Raw genomic sequence first — 21,091 nt, 5'->3', positions numbered from 1 at the left:
ACAAGATGTCCAATCAACTCAGTACTGATCAACTGCTGCATGCCTATGAAGTCATGCGGACCATCCGCGCCTTCGAAGAACGCCTGCATGTGGAGTTCGCCACCGGCGAAATTCCCGGCTTCGTCCACCTGTATGCCGGCGAAGAAGCCTCTGCAGCCGGGGTCATGGCCCACCTGCGCGACAGCGACTGCATCGCCTCGACCCACCGCGGCCATGGCCACTGCATCGCCAAAGGCGTGGACGTGTACGGCATGATGGCCGAGATCTACGGCAAGAAGACCGGCGTGTGCGGTGGTAAAGGCGGCTCGATGCACATTGCCGACCTGGAAAAGGGCATGCTCGGTGCCAACGGTATCGTCGGCGCCGGCGCACCACTGGTGGCCGGGGCGGCGCTGGCGGCCAAGCTCAAGGGCCGCGATGACGTGTCGGTAGCCTTCTTCGGCGATGGGGCATCCAACGAGGGCGCCGTGTTCGAGGCCATGAACATGGCGTCGATCATGAACCTGCCCTGCATCTTCGTGGCCGAGAACAACGGCTACGCCGAGGCCACTGCCTCCAACTGGTCCGTAGCCTGCGACCACATTGCCGACCGCGCTGCCGGCTTCGGCATGCCAGGCGTCACCATCGACGGCTTTGACTTCTTTGCCGTCTACGAGGCCGCTGGCGCTGCCATCGAGCGCGCCCGCTCCGGGCAAGGGCCGTCGCTGATCGAGGTCAAGCTCAGCCGTTACTACGGCCATTTCGAAGGCGATGCGCAAACCTACCGCGCCCCTGATGAAGTGAAGAACCTGCGCGAATCCCGCGACTGCCTCATGCAATTTCGCAACAAGACCACCCGCGCCGGCCTGCTCACGGCCGAGCAACTGGACGCCATCGACGCCCGCGTCGAGGACCTGATCGAAGACGCCGTACGCCGCGCCAAATCCGATCCCAAGCCACAGCCCGCCGACCTGCTCACCGACGTCTACGTCGCCTACCCCTGAGCCGCGGATTACAAGAACAATAGGAGAACCACCATGGCAAGAAAGATCAGCTACCAGCAGGCCATCAACGAGGCCCTGGCCCAGGAAATGCGCCGCGACAGCACAGTGTTCATCATTGGCGAAGACGTCGCCGGCGGCGCCGGTGCGCCCGGCGAGGATGACGCCTGGGGTGGCGTGTTGGGCGTGACCAAAGGCCTGTATCACCAATTCCCCGGCCGCGTGCTTGACGCGCCGCTGTCGGAAATCGGCTACGTCGGCGCGGCCGTCGGTGCCGCCACCCAGGGCCTGCGCCCGGTGTGCGAACTGATGTTCGTCGACTTCGCCGGCTGCTGCCTGGACCAGATCCTCAACCAGGCCGCCAAGTTCCGCTACATGTTCGGCGGCAAGGCCGTGACCCCGCTGGTGATGCGCACCATGTATGGCGCCGGCCTGCGTGCGGCAGCCCAGCACTCGCAGATGCTCACTTCGCTATGGACGCACATCCCCGGCCTGAAGGTGGTGTGCCCATCCTCGCCTTACGATGCCAAGGGCCTGTTGATCCAGGCGATCCGCGACAACGACCCGGTAATCTTCTGCGAACACAAACTGCTGTACAGCATGCAGGGCGAGGTGCCGGAAGAGGTGTACACCGTACCGTTCGGCGAAGCCAACTTCTTGCGCGATGGCGACGACGTGACCCTCGTTACCTACGGGCGCATGGTGCATGTGGCGCTGGAGGCTGCCAACAACCTGGCCCGCCAGGGCATCGACTGCGAGGTACTGGACTTGCGCACTACCAGCCCGCTGGACGAGGACAGCATTCTGGAAAGTGTGGAGAAGACTGGCCGCCTGGTGGTGATCGATGAAGCCAACCCGCGCTGCTCGATGGCTACCGACATCAGCGCGCTGGTGGCACAGAAGGCTTTTGCCGCACTCAAGGGGCCGATCGAAATGGTCACCGCGCCACATACCCCGGTGCCGTTCTCCGACGCCCTGGAAGACCTGTACATCCCTGACGCGGCGAAGATCGAAGCCGCCGTGCGCAAGGTGATCGAAGCCGCAAGGAGTGCCGCATGAGCCAGATCCATACCCTGACCATGCCCAAGTGGGGCCTGTCGATGACCGAGGGCCGGGTGGACACCTGGCTCAAGCAGGAAGGTGACGAAATCAGCAAGGGCGACGAAGTGCTGGACGTCGAGACCGACAAGATCAGCAGCAGCGTCGAAGCGCCGTTCAGCGGCGTGCTGCGCCGCCAGGTGGCCAAGCCGGATGAAACCCTGCCCGTCGGCGCACTGCTGGCGGTGGTGGTCGAAGGCGAAGCAGAAGAGGCCGAGATCGATGCCGTGGTACAGCGCTTCCAGGCCGAGTTCGTCGCCGAAGGCGGCGCCGACCAGAGCCAGGGGCCGGCCCCTCAGAAGGCGGAAGTCGGCGGGCGCCTGCTGCGCTGGTTCGAGCTGGGTGAAGGCGGCACACCGCTGGTGCTGGTGCACGGGTTTGGCGGTGACCTCAACAACTGGCTGTTCAACCACCCGGCACTGGCTGCCGAGCGGCGGGTCATCGCCCTCGACCTGCTGGGCCACGGCGAGTCGGCCAAGGCCCTGCAGCGGGGCGACCTGGATGAGTTGAGCGAAACCGTGCTCGCCCTGCTCGACCACCTGGACATCGCCAAGGCCCACCTGGCCGGCCATTCCATGGGCGGTGCCGTCAGCCTCAACGTGGCGCGCCTGGCCCCGCAGCGGGTGGCCAGCCTGAGCCTGGTGGCCAGCGCCGGTCTGGGCGAAGCGATCAACGGGCAGTACTTGCAAGGTTTCGTCACCGCGGCCAACCGCAATGCACTCAAACCGCAGATGGTGCAATTGTTTGCCGACCCGGCGCTGGTCACCCGGCAAATGCTGGAGGACATGCTCAAGTTCAAGCGCCTGGAAGGTGTGGACCAGGCCCTGCAGCAGCTGGCAGGGGCGCTCGCCGACGGCGACCGGCAGCGCCACGACTTGCGCGGGGTCCTTGGCAATCACCCGGCACTGGTGGTGTGGGGTGGCAAGGATGCGATCATCCCGGCCAGCCACGCCGAGGGCCTGGAAGCCGAAGTACAGGTGCTGCCAGAGGCCGGCCACATGGTGCAGATGGAGGCGGCCGAACAGGTCAACCAGCAACTGCTCGCATTCCTGCGCAAGCACTAAGCCCTTTTCGTGAGCCTGGAGAACAACAATGAATGACCTGAGCCACACCCACATGCGCGCGGCCGTCTGGCATGGCCGCAACGATATTCGTGTCGAACAGGTACCTTTGCCGGCCGACCCTGCGCCGGGCTGGGTGCAGATCAAGGTGGACTGGTGCGGCATCTGCGGCTCCGACCTGCACGAATATGTTGCCGGCCCGGTGTTCATCCCGGTAGAGGCCCCGCACCCGCTGACCGGCATTCAGGGCCAGTGCATCCTCGGCCACGAATTCTGCGGCCACATCGCCAAGCTTGGCGAAGGCGTGGAAGGCTATGCCGTAGGCGACCCGGTGGCGGCAGACGCGTGCCAGCATTGCGGCACCTGCTATTACTGCACCCATGGCCTGTACAACATCTGCGAACGCCTGGCGTTCACCGGCCTGATGAACAACGGTGCCTTCGCCGAGCTGGTCAACGTGCCCGCCAACCTGCTCTACCGGCTGCCGCAGGGCTTCCCTGCCGAAGCCGGGGCACTGATCGAACCGCTGGCGGTGGGTATGCACGCGGTGAAAAAGGCCGGCAGCCTGCTTGGGCAAACCGTTGTAGTGGTGGGGGCCGGCACCATCGGCCTTTGCACCATCATGTGCGCCAAAGCCGCGGGCGCAGCGCAGGTTATCGCCCTGGAAATGTCCTCAGCACGCAAAGCCAAGGCCAAAGAGGTTGGCGCCAACGTGGTGCTGGACCCCAGCCAGTGCGATGCCCTGGCGGAAATCCGCGCACTGACTGCAGGGCTGGGCGCCGATGTGAGTTTTGAGTGCATCGGCAACAAACATACGGCCAAGCTGGCCATCGACACCATCCGCAAAGCAGGCAAGTGCGTGCTGGTGGGTATTTTCGAAGAGCCCAGTGAGTTCAACTTCTTCGAGCTGGTGTCCACCGAGAAACAGGTGCTGGGGGCGTTGGCGTACAACGGCGAGTTTGCTGACGTGATTGCCTTCATTGCTGATGGTCGGCTGGATATTCGCCCGCTGGTAACCGGCCGGATCGGATTGGAGCAGATTGTCGAGCTGGGCTTCGAGGAACTGGTGAACAACAAAGAGGAGAACGTGAAGATCATCGTTTCACCAGGTGTGCGCTGATTGCACCTTGAAGGCAACGTGGCACCTGTGGGAGCGGGCGGGCCCGCGAAGAAGCAACACGGTCGAGGGCACCGGCTTCGCCGGTGTTCGCGGCTGAAGCCGCTCCTACAGGGCACGCGCAAGGTTCCAAGGCTGTGCGCCGACACAGGGGCTCGCTGTCTCAGGATCCCATTCTGCGTCATACTCGGCAGACCTATTGCCCGGTCATCGCCATGCGTCCATTGCTCCCCATTACCCTGGTCCTGCTGCTCGCCGCCTGTGGCGATGGCGAATCGCTGCTCCCGCCGGACGCACGGCTGCCTGACGGTGGGCGTTACCGGGGGCAGGTGGTCGATGGCCTGCTGCAGGGTGAGGGCCGGATCGACTACCCCAATGGCAGCTGGTACGCCGGCAGCTTCAAGGACGGCCAGTGGCACGGCCAGGGCGAATGGCATGGCCAGAACGGCGAGGTCTACCGCGGCCAGTTCGCCGAGGGGCTGTTTCAGGGCCTGGGCGAGCTGACCACCCTGGGCAGCCACTATAGCGGCACCTTCCGCCACGGCCGCCGCGACGGCGAGGGCACCCTCAAGCAAGCCGACCAGACCTACCGCGGCCAGTTCAAGGACGACCTGTACGACGGCGCAGGCCAACTGGAGCTGGCCGACGGCAGTCGCTACCAAGGCCTGTTCGCCAAGGGCAAGCCCAACGGCGCCGGGGTGCGCAGCGATGCCAGCGGCAACCAGTTCAGCGGCCACTTCGTCAACGGCCAGTTACAAGGCGCCGGCACCTACGACAGCGTTGATGGCGAGCAGTACATCGGCGAGTTCAAGGACAACCGCCTGGAGGGCCGAGGCCGCTACGAAAATGCCGATGGCGACGTGTGGATCGGTGAATTCAAGGACGGCTCGCTGATCGGCGAAGGCGAGTTGCTGGGCAGCGATGGCAGCCACTACAAGGGTGAGTTCGCCGACTGGCGTCTGTCGGGCCAGGGCAGCCTGCAACTGGCCGACGGCAGCAAGTACATCGGCGGTTTCCTGAACGATGCCTACCATGGCCATGGGCGGCTGATTCTGCCCAGTGGCAAGGTCGAAAGCGGAACATGGGCCAACGGCGTGCGCGTGCGCGACCAGAATGGCAAGCTGCTGCCAGACCCACTGGACCTGGCGTTGCTCAACCAGGGCCGGCTGCTGGACGAGGCGCTGGCTCGGGTACCTCGCTCGGCGCCACCGATCCAGCTGTATAGCCTGGTAGTGGCCGGCGATGGCCAGCAAAGCGTATTCCTGCGCGAAGCCGACTACGTCAGCAACCTGCTAAAGGTGCGCTTTGGCGCCCGTGGCCAAGTGACCCTGGTCAACCACCGCGACCACATGGCCACACGCCCCATGGCCACCCGCGAAAACCTCTCCCGCGCTGCCGCCACCCTGGCAGAGCGCAGCGGCCCCGAAGACCTGGTGTTCATCTACCTCACCAGCCACGGCAGCCAGGACCACCAGCTGGTGCTCGACCAGCCCCGTCTGCAACTGGCCGACCTGGCCGCTGACGAGCTGGCCACTGCCTTGGCGCCGCTGAAGGATCGCGACAAGGTAATCGTCATCTCCGCCTGCTATTCAGGGGGCTATATCGCTCCGCTCAAAGACGAGCGCACGCTCATCATGACCGCTGCCCGGGCCGACCGCGTCTCCTTCGGTTGCTCGGAGGAAGCCGACTTCACCTACTTTGGCGATGCCCTGTTCGCTGAAGCGCTGAACCAGACCGACGACCTGAAACAGGCGTTTGAACTGGCACGTGCCAGCGTTGCCGAAAGAGAACAACGGGAAGGCTTCGAGGCCTCCGAGCCGCAGCTGTGGGCACCGCCGGCCGTGCTTGAGCACTGGCATCACCTGCGCCAGCAACAAGCCGAAGAAGCATTGCGTAACACCACACAGGCCAACGTGAGGGAACAGGCAAAAATGCCGGGCACTCACTAGACTTGTGTGTAACAAGGGAGAGACATCATGTACTTGACGCCTCAGCATGTCCTGCTTGCCGGAGCCACCGGCCTGACCGGTGAACACCTGCTAGACCGCCTGCTCAACGAGCCCACCATCACCCGTGTCCTGGCGCCTACACGCCGGCCATTGGCCGAGCACCCGCACCTGGAAAACCCGGTGGGCGACCCGGCGGTATTCCTTCCGCAACTGGCCGGGCGGGTCGACATCGCGTACTGCTGCCTGGGCACCACACTGAAGCAGGCGGGTTCCGAATCGGCTTTCCGCGCAGTGGATCTGGACATGGTGGTCGCCTTCAGCAAGCGTGCCCGAGAAATGGGCGCACGGCATCTGCTGGTGGTCAGTGCAGTGGGCGCCGACCCTAAGTCGTCAATTTTCTATAACCGGGTCAAGGGCGAGATGGAAGAAGCGCTCAAGGCTCAGGACTGGCCACAGTTGACCATCGTGCGGCCCTCGTTCCTGCTGGGCGAGCGGCTGGAGCCACGGCTCACTGAACAGCTTGTTGCGCCATTTTCCAGGTTGATACCCGGGAAGTATCGGGGAATCGAGGCTTGTACCCTGGCGCGAGCACTGTGGCGGCTGGCGCTGGAGGAAGAAGACGGCGTGCGGGTTGTGGAGTCGGATGAGTTGCGCAGGTTGGGCAAGATCTAGGCTTCGCTTGTGCTGGCCTCTTCGCGGGCACGCCCGCTCCCACTGGTGAGTAGTCACCGGAAGATTACGGAGATCCTGTGGGAGAGGGCGTGCGCGCGAAGGGCCATCACAGGCCGCCGCTAGCCTGGAAGCCTATGCCGGCCGCTGTCAGCAAAGACAACGGCAGCAGCAGGGTATCGAGCAGCATGCTGCCGGGCAGATCCAGGCGCGGATACGCCGGAGCGTCCGCCCCGTAATGATCCCGCGGGCAACACCCGCCATTGATCACATACCAATCCAGCCGGGTACCGGCATACACCACCGGTGCGCCGGGCTTGTTGGCATCCAGCGTGCGCACCGTGGCGCACCCACCCAGCATCACCAGCGCCAGCAACCCCGCCAGTGCTCGCTTCAATCATCCACCCCGAAGTGGTGCTCGCCCCAACGCGGCAACATATCCTGGGGGATGTTCAGCAGGTTGAGGATACGCGCCACGACAAAGTCGACCAGGTCGTCGATGGTCTGCGGCTGGTGATAGAACCCCGGTGCCGCTGGCAGGATCACCGCGCCCATTTGCGACAGCTTGAGCATGTTTTCCAGGTGGATGGTGGAGAATGGCGCTTCGCGTGGCACCAGGATCAGCTGGCGACGCTCCTTGAGGGTAACGTCGGCAGCCCGCTCGATCAGGTTGTTGCAGGCGCCAGTGGCGATGGCCGACAAAGTGCCAGTGGAACAGGGGACCACCACCATTGCCGCCGGGGCGCCAGAACCCGAGGCTACCGGCGACATCCAGTCTTCCTTGCCATACACACGGATCTGCCCATCGGCCGCGCCGGTGTATTCGGTCAGGAAGGCCTGCATCGCCTGGGGCTTGGCCGGCAACACAACATCCGTCTCGGTGGCCATCACCAACTGTGCGGCCTTGGAGATCAGGAAGTGCACCTCGCGGTCTTCGCGTACCAGGCAATCGAGCAGGCGAAGGCCATACTGGGCACCCGAGGCGCCCGTCATGGCCAGGGTGATGCGTTCCGGCCCGTTCACTTCAGCGCCTCGGCCAGCTTGCCGTGCAGGCCGCCGAAGCCGCCGTTGCTCATGATCACCACATGGGTGCCTGGGCGAGCCTGGCCTTTGATCCGCTCGATGATCGCTTCGAGGCTGTCGGCCACCACGCTGGGTACCTTGCACTGCGCAGCGGTGGCGGCCAGGTCCCAGCCGAGGTTGGCCGGCGCATACCAGATCACCTGGTCGGCGTCGTTGACGCTTTCTGGCAGGCCGTCACGATGGGCACCGAGTTTCATCGAGTTGGAGCGTGGCTCGATCACCGCGATCACAGGTGCCTCCCCCACCCGCTTGCGCAGGCCGTCGAGCGTGGTGGCAATGGCCGTCGGATGGTGGGCGAAGTCATCGTAGATGGTCACACCTTGAACTTCGGCAACCTTCTCCATGCGCCGCTTGACGCTCTTGAACGCACTCAGGCCGTCGATGCCCATGGCCGGCACCACGCCTACATGACGCGCTGCTGCCAGGGTGGCCAAGGCATTGGCGACGTTGTGCTGGCCGGTCAGCGCCCAGTCCACCACACCCTGCACTTCGCCCTCGAACAGGACTTCAAAGCGCGAGCCATCTGGGCTGAGCAGACGGGCTTGCCACTGGCCGCCCTCCCCGGTGGTTTGCACAGGGGTCCAGCAGCCCATGCCGATCACACGCTCCAGCGCTTGCTCGGTGGTCGGGTGGATGACCAGGCCTTCGCTGGGGATAGTCCGCACCAGGTGGTGGAACTGCCGCTCGATCGAGGCCAGGTCCGGGAAGATGTCCGCGTGATCGAACTCAAGGTTGTTGAGGATCGCGGTACGCGGGTGATAGTGGACGAACTTCGAGCGCTTGTCGGAGAAGGCGCTGTCGTACTCGTCGGCTTCCACCACAAAGAACGGCGTGTTGCCCAAGCGGGCCGACACCGAGAAGTTCTGCGGCACGCCACCAATCAGGAAGCCCGGGCTCATGCCGGCGTGCTCCAGCACCCAGGCCAGCATGCTGCTGGTGGTGGTTTTGCCGTGAGTACCGGCAACGGCCAGCACCCAGCGGCCTTGCAGCACGTGGTCGGCCAGCCACTGCGGGCCGGAGACGTAGGGCAGGCCCTTGTTCAGCACGTATTCAACCGCTGGGTTGCCGCGCGACATGGCGTTGCCGATAACCACCAGGTCTGGCGCCGGATCCAGCTGGGCCGGGTCATAGCCTTGGGTCAGTTCGATACCCTGGGCTTCGAGCTGGGTGCTCATCGGGGGATACACGTTGGCGTCGGAGCCGGTGACGCGGTGGCCAAGTTCCTTGGCCAGCACCGCCAGCGAACCCATGAAAGTGCCGCAAATACCGAGAATGTGAATATGCATGGTCGACCTCGCAAAACATCGAGGCAGGGTAGCCCAGGGCGCGACAAATCGCACCCGCTGTTTCGCTCAGTCACCCCTGGTAATGCCGTGTTTGCGCAGTTTTCGATACAAGGTATTGCGGCTGATGCCCAAGTGCTCGGCGACACGGGTGAGATGCCAGTGTTTTGCCTCCAGTACCTCCTTCAGCGCTTGCCGCTCCGCGTCGAGCAGAACCTCGGTCCCTCCAGATTCACCCACAATCTCAGCGGCACCGCCGGACCTGTAGGACCGGGCTTGCCCGCGAACGAGGGCAACGCCCTCGCCCTCTATTGCCTGGTCGGACATCTTCGCGGGCTCGCCCGCCCCCACGGGAGGTGGGCTGGCGCGGATGACTGCGGGGAGGTCCGTAAAGGTGATGCGGGCATATTCGCAAAGCGCCACCAGGGTACGCAGCACATTGCGCATCTGCCGCACGTTCCCCGGCCAGTTAAATGCGAGCAGCGCCTGCCGCGCCCTGGGCTCGATGTCTATCCGTTGCCCCTGCGTCTCCTGGCGTAGCAGAAAGTCCAGCAACTGCGCCTTGTCACTGCGTTCGCGCACCGCAGGCAGCGCGACCTCCAGGCCATTGAGGCGGTAATACAGGTCCTCGCGGAAACTGCCCTGTTCAACCCGTTCCAGCAGGTCACGGTGCGTAGCGCTGACGATGCGCACGTCCACCGCCTGTGGCTCTCCCCCGATCGGCACCACCTGGCGCTCCTCCAGTACCCGCAGCAGTCGGGTTTGCAGGGCAAGCGGCATATCGCCGATCTCGTCCAGCAGCAAGGTGCCGCCGTCGGCCTGCAACAGCTTGCCGCGCATGCCCTCCTTGCGCGCGCCGGTAAAACTGCCGCCGCGGTACCCGAACAGCTCACTCTCGATCAGGCTTTCCGGAATAGAAGCGCAGTTGATGGCGACGAACGGCTTGCCGCGCCGCTCACTGGCCTGATGCACAGCCTGGGCGAAGGCCTCCTTGCCACAGCCGGTCTCGCCGCGCAGCAGCAATGGCACATCGCGCTCGAACACCCGCACGCTGCGGCGGAAATCATTTTGCAACGCAGGGTCCAGCAGACAGACCAGCGGCTCCACTTCACCTGCGGGCCGCGGCTGGGCGGCCGGCACCGACCACACCGGCGCCCGGGCCTGCCCCCGCAGGCTGGCGAACACCTGGCGACCGTCCAGGGTGCGCAGCGGCCAGGCAGTACTGCCGCCGGGCGTGGCACGGCTGAACATTTCGTCATGGCTGCACGCGAAAAAGCACGCCAACGGTTTGCCCAGCACGCCGCCCCGTACCGTGCCCAGCAGGTTCAGTGCGCTTTGGTTGGCAGCGCAAATGCGCCCATCGCCGTCGAACGCCAGCAAGCCTTCGCTGAACAGGCCGACCGACTCGGCTTGCAGGTGAAAACGCAATAACCATTGCTGCTCGAAATGGCGCAGGAAATAGCAGCTTTCGATCATCTTTGCCGACAGGTTGACCAACGCCATGGTGTGGAACTGGCTTTGCCGCGATACGTCGGGGCGCGCAGAGGACACGTCGAGTACCGCCAGCAGGTCGCCATGCGGGTCGAACACCGGGCTGGCCGAGCAGGTCAGCCCGGTGTGACGGCCACGGAAGTGCTCGTTCTGATGGATGGTCAGCGCCTGGCGCTCGACCAGGCAGGTGCCGATGCCATTGGTGCCCTCGCGCGCCTCGCTCCAGTCAGCGCCCAACCACAGCCCCGCACGCTCGAAGCTGCGCCGCTCGGTGGGGGCACTGACGCAATTGAGGATCACCCCACGGGCGTCGGTCAGCAGCACCGCGTGGCCTGCGCCGGAAAGCTGCTGGTGCAGGCTGTTCATTTCATGGTCGGCAATTTGCAGCACCTGATGCAGGCGCTCGCGGCTTTCCAGCAGGCGCCCATGCTCAAGCACCACCGGCGCTTCGACCACCGCCGGGTCGAGGTGGTAATCCTCCAGGCAGCGCAGCCAGGAGCGGGCGATGGACGGGTCACTGCCGCCCTCCCCGGCCCCACCATGGGCAACGCTATGCACCTGCCGGGCATGGCGCGTGAAGTGATTGCTCTGCATTGTTGTAATTCTCCGCAGATAGAGCGTCAGCCCAGCATCCTCCACCCGGGTAGGCTTTGCAATGCACACGCCTGTGATGTGTCGCAAACGGCACAAAATGTCACCCCAGGCGTACCGGCACCGGTACAGCGGCCCTTGATCAGTCCCGTAAAAATGACTCAAGTCATTGATTTGCCTGGCGTGGCCAACACTGGCCCAACCCTTGCTCTATGCTTTCCAACTCCCTAAAAAGCACAATACCAAGGAGACACACCATGCGTTATGCACATCCCGGTACCGAAGGCGCGAAGGTTTCCTTCAAGAGCCGCTACGGCAACTACATCGGTGGTGAGTTCGTTACTCCGGTAAAGGGGCAGTACTTCGAAAATACCTCCCCGGTGAATGGCAAGCTGATCGCTGAATTCCCCCGCTCTACTGCCGAAGACATCGAGAAGGCCCTGGATGCCGCCCATGCTGCGGCCGACGCCTGGGGCCGCACTTCAGTGCAGGATCGCTCCAACGTGCTGCTGAAGATCGCCGACCGTATCGAGCAGAACCTCGAATTGCTGGCCATTACCGAAACCTGGGACAACGGCAAGCCGATCCGCGAAACCCTCAACGCCGACATTCCGCTGGCGGTCGACCACTTCCGCTATTTCGCTGGCTGCATCCGCGCCCAGGAAGGCGGCGCTGCCGAAATCAATGAAGGCACCGTGGCCTACCACATCCACGAGCCACTGGGCGTGGTCGGGCAGATCATCCCCTGGAACTTCCCGATCCTGATGGCTGCCTGGAAGCTTGCCCCGGCACTGGCCGCTGGTAACTGCGTGGTGCTCAAGCCTGCCGAACAGACGCCGCTGGGCATCACCGTGCTGCTCGAAGTCATTGGCGACCTGCTACCACCTGGCGTGCTCAACGTAGTGCAAGGCTATGGCCGCGAAGCCGGTGAAGCCCTGGCCACCAGCAAACGCATCGCCAAGATCGCCTTCACCGGCTCTACCCCGGTCGGCTCGCACATCATGAAATGCGCCGCCGAGAACATCATCCCGTCCACCGTCGAACTGGGTGGAAAGTCGCCGAACGTGTACTTCGAAGACATCATGCAGGCCGAGCCAAGCTTCATCGAGAAGGCGGCAGAAGGCATGGTGCTGGCGTTCTTCAACCAGGGCGAAGTGTGCACCTGCCCGTCGCGTGCCCTGGTGCAAGAGTCGATCTATCCGCAGTTCATGGAAGTGGTGATGAAGAAGGTGCTGCAGATCAAGCGCGGCGACCCGCTGGACACCGACACCATGGTCGGCGCCCAGGCCTCGCAGCAGCAGTTTGAAAAGATCCTCTCGTACCTGCAGATCGCCCAGGACGAAGGCGCCGAGTTGCTCACCGGCGGCAAGGTCGAGAAGCTGGAAGGTTCGCTGGCTACCGGTTACTACATCCAGCCGACCCTGCTCAAGGGCAACAACAAGATGCGCGTGTTCCAGGAAGAAATCTTCGGCCCGGTGGTCAGCGTCACCACCTTCAAGGACGAAGCCGAAGCACTGGCGATTGCCAACGACACCGAGTTCGGCCTGGGCGCCGGTGTGTGGACCCGCGACATCAACCGTGCCTACCGCATGGGCCGCGGCATCAAGGCTGGCCGTGTGTGGACCAACTGCTACCACCTGTACCCGGCGCATGCCGCGTTCGGCGGTTACAAAAAGTCGGGGGTTGGGCGTGAGACGCACAAGATGATGCTGGATCACTATCAGCAGACCAAGAACCTGCTGGTGAGCTACGACATCAATCCGTTGGGCTTCTTCTAGACCGCGTCGCCTTCTTCGCGGGTAAACCCGCTCCTACAGGTCCTGCGCGGGTCTTGAATGTTGCGCAATCCCTGTAGAAGCGGGTTCACCGCGCGAAGCGGCCAGGCCGGCATACCTTAAACCCAGGGCGGTAACCGTGCACCAACCGCTCTGGCTCGCTTCCTGCAGCACCCATCACCATCGGCCCGGAACCCTTCCGGCCACCAAGAAAAAAAACAGGTGAATCTATGCCAAGCGAACATTCCGCCGGATCGCCGGCAGGCTCTTCCGTCGACTTCGAGAAAGTCGGCTCTGACTATTTCCAGCAACGTGAACTGAAAAAAGGCGCCGCCGGTTGGGTACTGCTGGTCGGCCTGGGCGTGGCGTACGTCATTTCCGGCGATTACGCCGGCTGGAACTTCGGCCTGGCGCAGGGCGGCTGGGGCGGCATGTTCCTGGCCACCTTGCTGATGGCAACCATGTACCTGTGCATGTGCTTCTCGCTGGCCGAGCTGTCGTCGATGATCCCCACCGCTGGCGGTGGCTATGGCTTTGCCCGCAGTGCCTTCGGCCCATGGGGCGGCTTTTTGACCGGCACGGCGATCCTGATCGAATACGCCATCGCCCCTGCCGCCATCGCGGTGTTCATCGGCGCCTACTGTCAATCGCTGTTCGGTATCGGCGGCTGGATGATCTACCTGGCGTTCTACATCGTGTTCATCAGCATCCACATTTTCGGCGTGGGTGAGGCACTGAAGCTGATGTTCATCATCACCGCCATCGCCGCCATTGCCCTGGCCGTATTCCTGATAGGCATGGTGCCCCATTTTGATGCAGCCAACCTGTTCGACATCGCCAAAACGGACGCCGTCGGCGCCAGCAGCTTCCTGCCGTTTGGCTATGTCGGCGTGTGGGCAGCCATCCCCTACGCCATCTGGTTCTTCCTTGCCGTCGAAGGCGTGCCGCTGGCCGCAGAAGAAACCAAGAACCCCAAGCGTGACCTGCCACGCGGCCTGATCGGCGCCATGCTGGTACTGCTGGCCTTCGCCTTGCTGATCCTGGTGGTCGGCCCAGGCGGCGCAGGCTCCGAGGCGCTGAAGGCCTCCGGTAACCCGCTGGTCGAAGCCCTGTCGAAGGCCTACGGCGGCTCCACCTGGATGGGCGGCTTCGTCAACCTGGTCGGTCTGGCCGGGCTGATCGCCAGCTTCTTCTCGATCATCTATGCCTATTCCCGGCAGATCTTCGCCCTGTCCCGCGCCGGTTACCTGCCGCGCAAACTGTCGGAAACCAACAAGAGCAAGGCCCCGGTACTGGCCTTGGTCATCCCCGGCATCATCGGTTTTGCCCTGTCACTGACGGGCCAGGGTGACTTGCTGATCCTGGTGGCAGTGTTTGGCGCTACCCTGTCTTACGTGCTGATGATGGCTGCGCACATCACCCTGCGCATCCGCCGGCCAAAGATGGAGCGCCCCTACCGCACCCCAGGTGGCATCTTCACATCCGGCCTGGCGCTGGTGCTGGCGTGCATCGCTGTGGTCGCCGGATTCCTGGTTGACCCGCGGGTAGTCATTGGCGCTGCAGTCATCTATGCGGTATTAATTGCCTACTTTGCTTTCTACAGCCGCCACCACCTGGTTGCGGGCACACCGGAAGAGGAATTCGCCGCGATCCAGAAGGCCGAAGAGGCCCTGCACTGATCGCCGCCACCCGCCGCGGGGCAACCCGCGGCTCTGGAGATTCTGTATGGCAAGTTTCGTACACACGGTCGGCCACCTGGTCTACCGCTTCGACAGCCTCAAGGACGTGATGGCCAAGGCCAGCCCGGCACGCTCCGGGGACTGCCTGGCAGGTGTCGCGGCCAGCAACGACGGTGAGCGCGTCGCCGCGCAGATGGCGTTGGCCAATATTCCGCTGACGCACTTTCTCAATGAAGCACTGATCCCTTACGAAGCAGATGAAGTGACCCGCCTGATCATCGACACCCACGATGCCCAGGCCTTCGCCCCGGTCAGCCACCTGACCGTGGGTGGCCTGCGCGACTGGCTGCTGAGCGAGGAAGCCAACGAAGACAGCCTGCGCGCCCTGGCGCCCGGGTTGACGCCGGAAATGGCCGCTGCCGTTTCGAAGATCATGCGCGTGCAGGACCTGGTGCTGGTGGCGCAGAAAATTCGCGTGGTCACCCGGTTCCGCGGCACCATGGGCCTGCGCGGGCGCCTGTCGACCCGGCTGCAACCCAACCACCCGACAGACGAACCGGCCGGTATTGCCGCCAGCATTCTCGACGGCTTGCTGTACGGCAACGGCGACGCCATGATCGGCATCAACCCGGCCACCGACAGCATCGCTTCGATCTGCGCCCTGCTGGAAATGCTCGACGCCATCATCCAGCGCTACGACATCCCCACCCAGTCCTGCGTGCTGACCCACGTCACCACCTCGATCGAAGCGATCAACCGCGGCGTGCCACTGGACCTGGTGTTCCAGTCCATCGCCGGAACCGAGGCGGCCAACGCCGGCTTCGGCATCAACCTGAACGTGTTGCAGGAAGGCTACGAAGCAGGGCTGTCGCTGAAACGTGGCACCCTCGGGCAGAACCTGATGTATTTCGAAACCGGCCAGGGCAGCGCGCTCTCGGCCAACGCCCACCACGGCGTCGACCAGCAGACCTGCGAAACCCGCGCCTATGCCGTGGCTCGCCACTTCAAGCCGTTCCTGGTCAACACCGTGGTCGGTTTCATTGGCCCGGAATACCTGTACAACGGCAAGCAGATCATCCGCGCCGGCCTCGAAGACCATTTCTGCGGCAAGCTGCTGGGCGTGCCGATGGGTTGCGATATCTGCTACACCAACCATGCCGAAGCCGATCAGGACGACATGGACACCTTGCTGACGCTGCTGGGTGTGGCCGGCATCAACTTCATCATGGGCATCCCCGGCTCCGACGACATCATGCTCAACTACCAGACCACCTCGTTCCACGACGCGTTGTACGCGCGCCAGACCCTGGGCCTGAAGCCCGGCCCGGAATTCGAGGCATGGCTGGCCCGCACCGGCATCTTCACTCAGGCCGATGGCCGGGTGCGCTTCGGTGACAACCTGCCGCCGGCTTTCCGCCAGGCCTTGGCACAGCTTGCATAGGGACGACCATGGACCATCGCACGCCTACCCCCGACAACCCTTGGCTGGCCCTGCGCAACCTGACCCCGGCGCGCATCGCCCTGGGCCGCACCGGCACCAGCCTGCCGACCGGGGCGCAGCTGGACTTCCAGTTCGCCCATGCCCAGGCACGAGATGCCGTGCACCTGGCCTTCGACCACGCCGGCCTGGCCAGCCAGCTGAGTGACCGCGGGCGCGAAAGCCTGGTGTTGCACAGCGCTGCCAGCGACCGCCACCAGTACCTGCAGCGCCCGGACCTTGGACGGCGGCTGAACGAAGACTCGATTACGACGCTTCGCCAGCACGCCCAGGCCAACCCCGGCGGCGTCGATCTGGCCATCGTGGTGGCTGACGGCCTCTCGGCACTGGCCGTGCATCGCCACACGCTACCGTTCCTGACCCGCTTCGACGAACAGGCTGCCGCCGACGGCTGGACCAGCGCCCCGGTGGTACTGGTGCAGCAGGGCCGCGTGGCAGTGGCCGACGAGGTCGGCGAGCTGCTGGGCGCCCGGATGACGGTGATGCTGATCGGCGAGCGCCCGGGGCTGAGCTCGCCCGACAGCCTTGGCCTGTATTTCACTTACGCACCCAAGGTCGGCCTGACCGATGCCTACCGCAACTGCATTTCCAATATCCGCCTGGAGGGACTGAGCTATGGCATGGCGGCGCACCGCCTGTTGTACCTGATGCGCGAAGCCTGCCGGCGACAGCTTTCCGGGGTGAATCTGAAGGACGAAGCCGAGGTCCATAGCCTGGAGAATGAAGACAGCGCCAGCCAGAAAGGTAACTTCCTGCTCGGCAAAGAGTAAAAAACCTGTCACGGAAGGCGGATTGCACTTGTGCCGTGCATTGGGCAGCATGCCCTTGAACGCTGCTGGCATTCCGCTGTTTCCCAAATGGACTCTGAGGGCCGCACATGCGCATCATCAAAGCAACCCTGGAACACCTCGACCTGCTCACCCCGTTGTTCGTCAAATACCGTGAGTTCTACGGGCAACTGCCCTACCCCGACAGCTCGCGCAGTTTTTTGGAAAAGCGCCTGAAGCGGGACGAATCGGTGATTTACCTGGCACTTCCGGATGATGACGACGGCAAACTGCTGGGCTTTTGCCAGCTGTACCCGAGCTACTCGTCGCTGTCGTTGAAGCGGGTATGGATTCTCAACGATATCTATGTAGCCGAGGACTCCCGGCGCATGCTGGTCGCCGACCACCTGATTCGCGAAGCGAAGAAAATGGCCAAAGAGACCAATGCCGTGCGCATGCGCGTGTCAACCAGCGCGAACAATGAAGTGGCGCACAAGACTTACGAATCCATCGGGTTTCGTGAGGATACCGAGTTCAAGAGCTACATTCTGCCAATCAGCCAGGATTGACTGGCACCGCCCGCTTCCACAAGCAAGGTAGTGATCCTTGTGGGAGCGGGCGTGCCCGCGAAGCGGTTGGCAAAGGAATACCCCTCTACCGTAACCCCCCGCTACAAACTCTCCGGGCATGTTCCTGACTTAGCCGTATAATGGCTCACCTGTCATGTGTGAAAATTTACCCTCCCCCCGGTAACCAAGCCTACGCCCAAGAACACAGGTGCTGTACATGGATTTCAACCCGCTGGACCTTATCCTGCATCTCGATGCCTACCTCGATCTGCTGGTCACCAATTACGGTCCCTGGATCTACGCCATCCTGTTCACCGTGATCTTCTGCGAAACCGGCCTGGTAGTGATGCCATTCCTGCCAGGCGACTCGCTGCTGTTCATCGCCGGCGCCGTGGCGGCGGGTGGCGGCATGGACCCGGTGCTGCTGGCCGGCCTGCTGATGGCCGCTGCAATCCTGGGCGACAGCACCAATTACGTGATCGGCCGAACAGCCGGCGAGCGTTTGTTCAACAACCCTAACTCCAAGATCTTCCGCCGCGACTACCTGCAGCGTACCCACGATTTCTATGAACGCCATGGCGGCAAGACCGTGACCATGGCGCGCTTCCTGCCCATCTTGCGCACCTTCGCACCGTTCGTCGCGGGCATCGCTCACATGCACTATCCACGCTTCCTCGGCTTCAGCGTTGCCGGTTCGCTGCTTTGGGTCGGCGGCCTGGTCACCTTGGGCTACTTCTTCGGCAACGTGCCGTTCATCAAGCAGCACCTGTCGCTGATGGTGGTGGGCATCATCATCCTGTCGCTGGTGCCGATGATTCTCGGCTTGCTGCGTGGGCGCCTGGGCCGTACGGCCAAGGCTCACTGAACAGGTAAAGAACAAACGGCATGTGGTCATTCAGCGCCTGGCGGCGCAAGCGTACTCTGGCGCGTTACCCGATCACGCCACAGCAATGGCAGGCCGTACGCGAGCGGCTGCCGATGCTGGACGGCATCAGCGACGCTGAAGACCGCTGGCTGCGCGAAGCCTGCATCCTGTTCCTGCTCGACAAGCACCTCACCTGCCTGCCCGGTGTCGAGCTGGACGACGAGCAGCGCCTGTTGCTGGCTGCCCAGGCACAGTTACCGCTGCTTCACCTGGGTGAGCTGAACTGGTACCAAGGCTTCCACGAAATCATCCTGTACCCCGACGACTTCAAGAGCCCCCAGCGCCACCGCGATGCCAGTGGCGTGGAACATGTGTGGGACGGCGAACACAGCGGCGAGGCCTGGCAGCAGGGGCCGATCATCCTGGCCTGGAACGGCGTGCAGGCCAGTGGTGGCTGGGAGGCTTACAACCTGGTCATCCATGAGCTGGCGCACAAGCTCGACATGCTCAACGGCGATGCCAACGGCCTGCCACCGCTGCACAGCGGCATGCCCGTTGATGAGTGGGCAAGCGCCATGCAGCAGGCGTACGACGACCTCAACCAGCAACTGGACGCCAACCCCGACGCCGAAACCGCCATCGACCCCTACGCTGCGGAAAACCCGGCAGAGTTCTTTGCCGTTACCAGCGAGTACTTCTTTAGTGCCCCTGACCTGCTTCATCAGGCTTATCCACAGGTCTACCACCAGTTGTCGCTGTTCTACCGGCAAGACCCGCTGGCGCGCCTGTGCCGGCTGCAGGCGGAACACCCCGAGTACCGCGAAAGCCACGCCTGACGGGCCCGCACATCAGGCCAAGCGTGGCGTGCCCCGGCAGAATGTGCCTATAATCGCCGCCACTTTTTGGTCAAACACGGGGGCACTGCCCAATGAGCTACAGCAAGATTCCGGCGGGCAAAGACCTGCCGAACGACATCTACGTCGCCATCGAGATCCCGGCCAACCACGCGCCGATCAAATACGAAATCGACAAGGACAGCGACACGCTGTTCGTCGACCGTTTCATGGCTACCCCAATGTTCTACCCAGCCAACTATGGCTTCATCCCGAACACCCTGGCTGACGACGGTGACCCGCTGGACGTGCTGGTGGTTACCCCTTACCCAGTGGCCCCAGGCTCGGTTATCCGCGCCCGTCCGGTTGGCGTGCTGAACATGACCGACGACGGTGGCGGCGACGCCAAGGTCATCGCTGTTCCTCACGACAAGCTGTCGCAGCTGTACGTTGACGTGAAGGAATACACCGACCTGCCAGCCCTGCTGATCCAGCAGATCGAGCACTTCTTTGCCAACTACAAAGATCTCGAGAAGGGCAAGTGGGTCAAGATCGAAGGCTGGGAAGGCGCCGACGCCGCCCGTGCCGCGATCACCAAATCGGTCGCTGCCTACAAGGGCTGATTCCGATTGCAGGAGAAACCCCGCTTAGGCGGGGTTTTTTTATGCAGGAATGGGCAATACGCACATTACTGGTAATAAATCCTACGCTGTCCTACACCAGAGCCTTACAAACAACCACTTTTCATACAAACCCCGTCAACATCCGGTTCATATCCTGTCTGGCAATTCGCCGCTACACTCGCCGCCATGAACACTTCCGGCGACCGCCTCAGGGCCCTGCTCCAAGAATGTGGCCTAACCCCTTCCGATTTCGCCGCCCAGCGCAGCGTCACAGCACAGCACGTCAACAACTGGTTCAAACGCGGTGTACCTTTGGCCCGGCTGGACGAACTGGCCGATCTGTTCTGTGTGCACCGACGTTGGCTGCGCACCGGTGAAGGCCCCAAACACCCCAATCCACTCCTGCGCAACGGCCTTCCACGACCAGTGCCCGCCAACCCGCTTACCCCGCTGTCGGGCCATCGTGGCCGGTTATTGAAGGTGCCCTACTACGAAGTGAGCAACGGCTTGCTGTCGCCAGTGAGCAGCAAGCACCTGCGCTTGCCGGCAAAAGCCCTGAAGGGCTTGGGCGTGCAAGCCGGCAACGCAATCTGCCTGGCAATGCCGGCCAGCAACATGCTCCCGCTGATTCCCCTGGAAGCTACCCTGGCCATTGATCTGGGCATGACCCAGGTGGTCGAGGGCGAAACCTATGCCCTGCTGCAAAACGGCATGCTCAGGGTGAACAACCTCAGTCTTGGCCCGCACGACACCCTGTACCTGCACAGCCATGACCGGCGCAACTACACAGTCGAACGCTACACCGCCGCCCAGCGTCAGGCGCAGGGCCTGGAAATTCTTGGCTGGGTGTTCCACTGGTCACATTTCCGCCAGCAGCGGCCCAGTTGAAGCGCCCTGGGCAATTTTTTGCTGGGCATCCTGCGCCCGCCCTTGTATGCTACGCCGCACATTAAGCCCCGACCGGCGCGAGCCGCGTTCCAGAGGGCTCGGCGATATCCCACACGGGCATCTGCCATCTCTTTCAGGCCCTTGATGGCCACACAGTTAAGGCGATTGCGGCTTACCATAAATTAGTCGGAAGCGTCCCCGAGAAGCCGGCCACAAGCCGGCTTTTTAATTCCTAACCCTCTGAAGTAAAAGAGAATTTGTGCTAGGCCAAG

19 protein-coding genes are annotated in these 21,091 nt (G+C 63.3%); 15 read left to right on the top strand and 4 right to left on the bottom strand.

Going from position 1 to position 21,091, the window contains the following annotated elements:
- The first annotated feature begins 5 nt into the window (after positions 1-5).
- From KW568_RS02765 to KW568_RS02740, 6 genes are all read left to right on the top strand, one after another.
- Positions 6-983 carry a thiamine pyrophosphate-dependent dehydrogenase E1 component subunit alpha gene (locus KW568_RS02765; protein WP_003255338.1) on the top strand — a complete coding sequence of 326 codons (978 nt, stop codon included), beginning with the start codon at positions 6-8 and terminating at the stop codon, positions 981-983.
- A 33-nt stretch (positions 984-1,016) separates the two neighbouring features.
- Entirely contained in the window at positions 1,017-2,039 is a 1,023-nt protein-coding gene (locus KW568_RS02760; protein WP_003255340.1) for an alpha-ketoacid dehydrogenase subunit beta, read from the top strand.
- The gene (locus KW568_RS02755; protein ID WP_004577009.1) at positions 2,036-3,142 is read left to right on the top strand and encodes an acetoin dehydrogenase dihydrolipoyllysine-residue acetyltransferase subunit; all 1,107 of its coding nucleotides are present in this window, start codon (positions 2,036-2,038) and stop codon (positions 3,140-3,142) included. Before KW568_RS02760 ends, KW568_RS02755 begins: the two co-directional genes overlap by 4 nt.
- A 52-nt stretch (positions 3,143-3,194) precedes the next feature.
- The gene (locus tag KW568_RS02750) at positions 3,195-4,259 is read left to right on the top strand and encodes a 2,3-butanediol dehydrogenase (protein WP_223279163.1); all 1,065 of its coding nucleotides are present in this window, start codon (positions 3,195-3,197) and stop codon (positions 4,257-4,259) included.
- Positions 4,260-4,471: 212 nt separating this feature from the next.
- Positions 4,472-6,205, top strand: coding sequence for a C13 family peptidase (locus tag KW568_RS02745; RefSeq protein WP_004577010.1), 1,734 nt, complete (start codon positions 4,472-4,474; stop codon positions 6,203-6,205).
- A gap of 27 nt (positions 6,206-6,232) precedes the next feature.
- Positions 6,233-6,877: an oxidoreductase gene (locus KW568_RS02740; RefSeq protein WP_003255346.1), complete on the top strand. Its 645-nt coding sequence runs from the start codon at positions 6,233-6,235 to the stop codon at positions 6,875-6,877.
- Positions 6,878-6,983: 106 nt separating this feature from the next.
- On the opposite strand, the gene KW568_RS02735 is transcribed toward KW568_RS02740, so the two are convergent.
- The 4 genes from KW568_RS02735 to KW568_RS02720 all read right to left on the bottom strand — a co-directional run bounded on the left by KW568_RS02735 (position 6,984) and on the right by KW568_RS02720 (position 11,325).
- Positions 6,984-7,271, bottom strand: a complete 288-nt coding sequence (locus KW568_RS02735) for a YceK/YidQ family lipoprotein (protein ID WP_004577011.1) — start codon at positions 7,269-7,271, stop codon at positions 6,984-6,986.
- Entirely contained in the window at positions 7,268-7,897 is a 630-nt protein-coding gene (gene ubiX / locus KW568_RS02730) for a flavin prenyltransferase UbiX (RefSeq protein ID WP_003255348.1), read from the bottom strand. Before ubiX ends, KW568_RS02735 begins: the two co-directional genes overlap by 4 nt.
- Positions 7,894-9,243, bottom strand: a complete 1,350-nt coding sequence (gene mpl, locus KW568_RS02725; protein WP_004577012.1) for a UDP-N-acetylmuramate:L-alanyl-gamma-D-glutamyl-meso-diaminopimelate ligase — start codon at positions 9,241-9,243, stop codon at positions 7,894-7,896. The genes ubiX and mpl overlap by 4 nt, the downstream gene beginning before the upstream one ends.
- A gap of 66 nt (positions 9,244-9,309) precedes the next feature.
- Positions 9,310-11,325, bottom strand: coding sequence for a sigma-54-dependent Fis family transcriptional regulator (locus KW568_RS02720; protein ID WP_004577013.1), 2,016 nt, complete (start codon positions 11,323-11,325; stop codon positions 9,310-9,312).
- A gap of 254 nt (positions 11,326-11,579) precedes the next feature.
- On the opposite strand from KW568_RS02720, the gene KW568_RS02715 reads away from it, so the two are divergent.
- From KW568_RS02715 to KW568_RS02675, 9 genes are all read left to right on the top strand, one after another.
- A complete protein-coding gene (locus KW568_RS02715; RefSeq protein WP_004577014.1) occupies positions 11,580-13,100 on the top strand; it encodes an aldehyde dehydrogenase family protein in 1,521 nt (506 codons plus the stop codon).
- Positions 13,101-13,327: 227 nt separating this feature from the next.
- Complete coding sequence (gene eat / locus KW568_RS02710) at positions 13,328-14,776, top strand: ethanolamine permease (protein WP_003255355.1); 1,449 nt, start codon at positions 13,328-13,330, stop codon at positions 14,774-14,776.
- Between the two features lie 46 nt (positions 14,777-14,822).
- Positions 14,823-16,217: an ethanolamine ammonia-lyase subunit EutB gene (locus tag KW568_RS02705; protein WP_003255356.1), complete on the top strand. Its 1,395-nt coding sequence runs from the start codon at positions 14,823-14,825 to the stop codon at positions 16,215-16,217.
- A gap of 8 nt (positions 16,218-16,225) precedes the next feature.
- Positions 16,226-17,044 carry an ethanolamine ammonia-lyase subunit EutC gene (gene eutC, locus KW568_RS02700; protein WP_003255358.1) on the top strand — a complete coding sequence of 273 codons (819 nt, stop codon included), beginning with the start codon at positions 16,226-16,228 and terminating at the stop codon, positions 17,042-17,044.
- Positions 17,045-17,151: 107 nt separating this feature from the next.
- On the top strand, positions 17,152-17,610 hold the full coding sequence (locus KW568_RS02695; RefSeq protein WP_003255360.1) for a GNAT family N-acetyltransferase: 459 nt from the start codon (positions 17,152-17,154) through the stop codon (positions 17,608-17,610).
- 217 nt (positions 17,611-17,827) lie between these two features.
- On the top strand, positions 17,828-18,475 hold the full coding sequence (locus tag KW568_RS02690) for a DedA family protein (RefSeq protein WP_003255361.1): 648 nt from the start codon (positions 17,828-17,830) through the stop codon (positions 18,473-18,475).
- Positions 18,476-18,495: 20 nt separating this feature from the next.
- Positions 18,496-19,311, top strand: coding sequence for a zinc-dependent peptidase (locus KW568_RS02685; protein ID WP_003255364.1), 816 nt, complete (start codon positions 18,496-18,498; stop codon positions 19,309-19,311).
- A gap of 92 nt (positions 19,312-19,403) precedes the next feature.
- Positions 19,404-19,931: an inorganic diphosphatase gene (gene ppa, locus KW568_RS02680; RefSeq protein ID WP_003255365.1), complete on the top strand. Its 528-nt coding sequence runs from the start codon at positions 19,404-19,406 to the stop codon at positions 19,929-19,931.
- Positions 19,932-20,117: 186 nt separating this feature from the next.
- Positions 20,118-20,819: an XRE family transcriptional regulator gene (locus KW568_RS02675; protein WP_004577015.1), complete on the top strand. Its 702-nt coding sequence runs from the start codon at positions 20,118-20,120 to the stop codon at positions 20,817-20,819.
- The last annotated feature ends 272 nt before the right edge of the window (positions 20,820-21,091 follow it).

This window comes from Pseudomonas sp. HD6515 (assembly GCF_024971855.1).
Classification (GTDB): Bacteria; Pseudomonadota; Gammaproteobacteria; order Pseudomonadales; family Pseudomonadaceae; genus Aquipseudomonas; species Aquipseudomonas alloputida.
The sequence above is the reverse complement of the archived record's forward strand: the minus strand, read 5'-3'. Positions and strand labels throughout refer to the sequence as shown.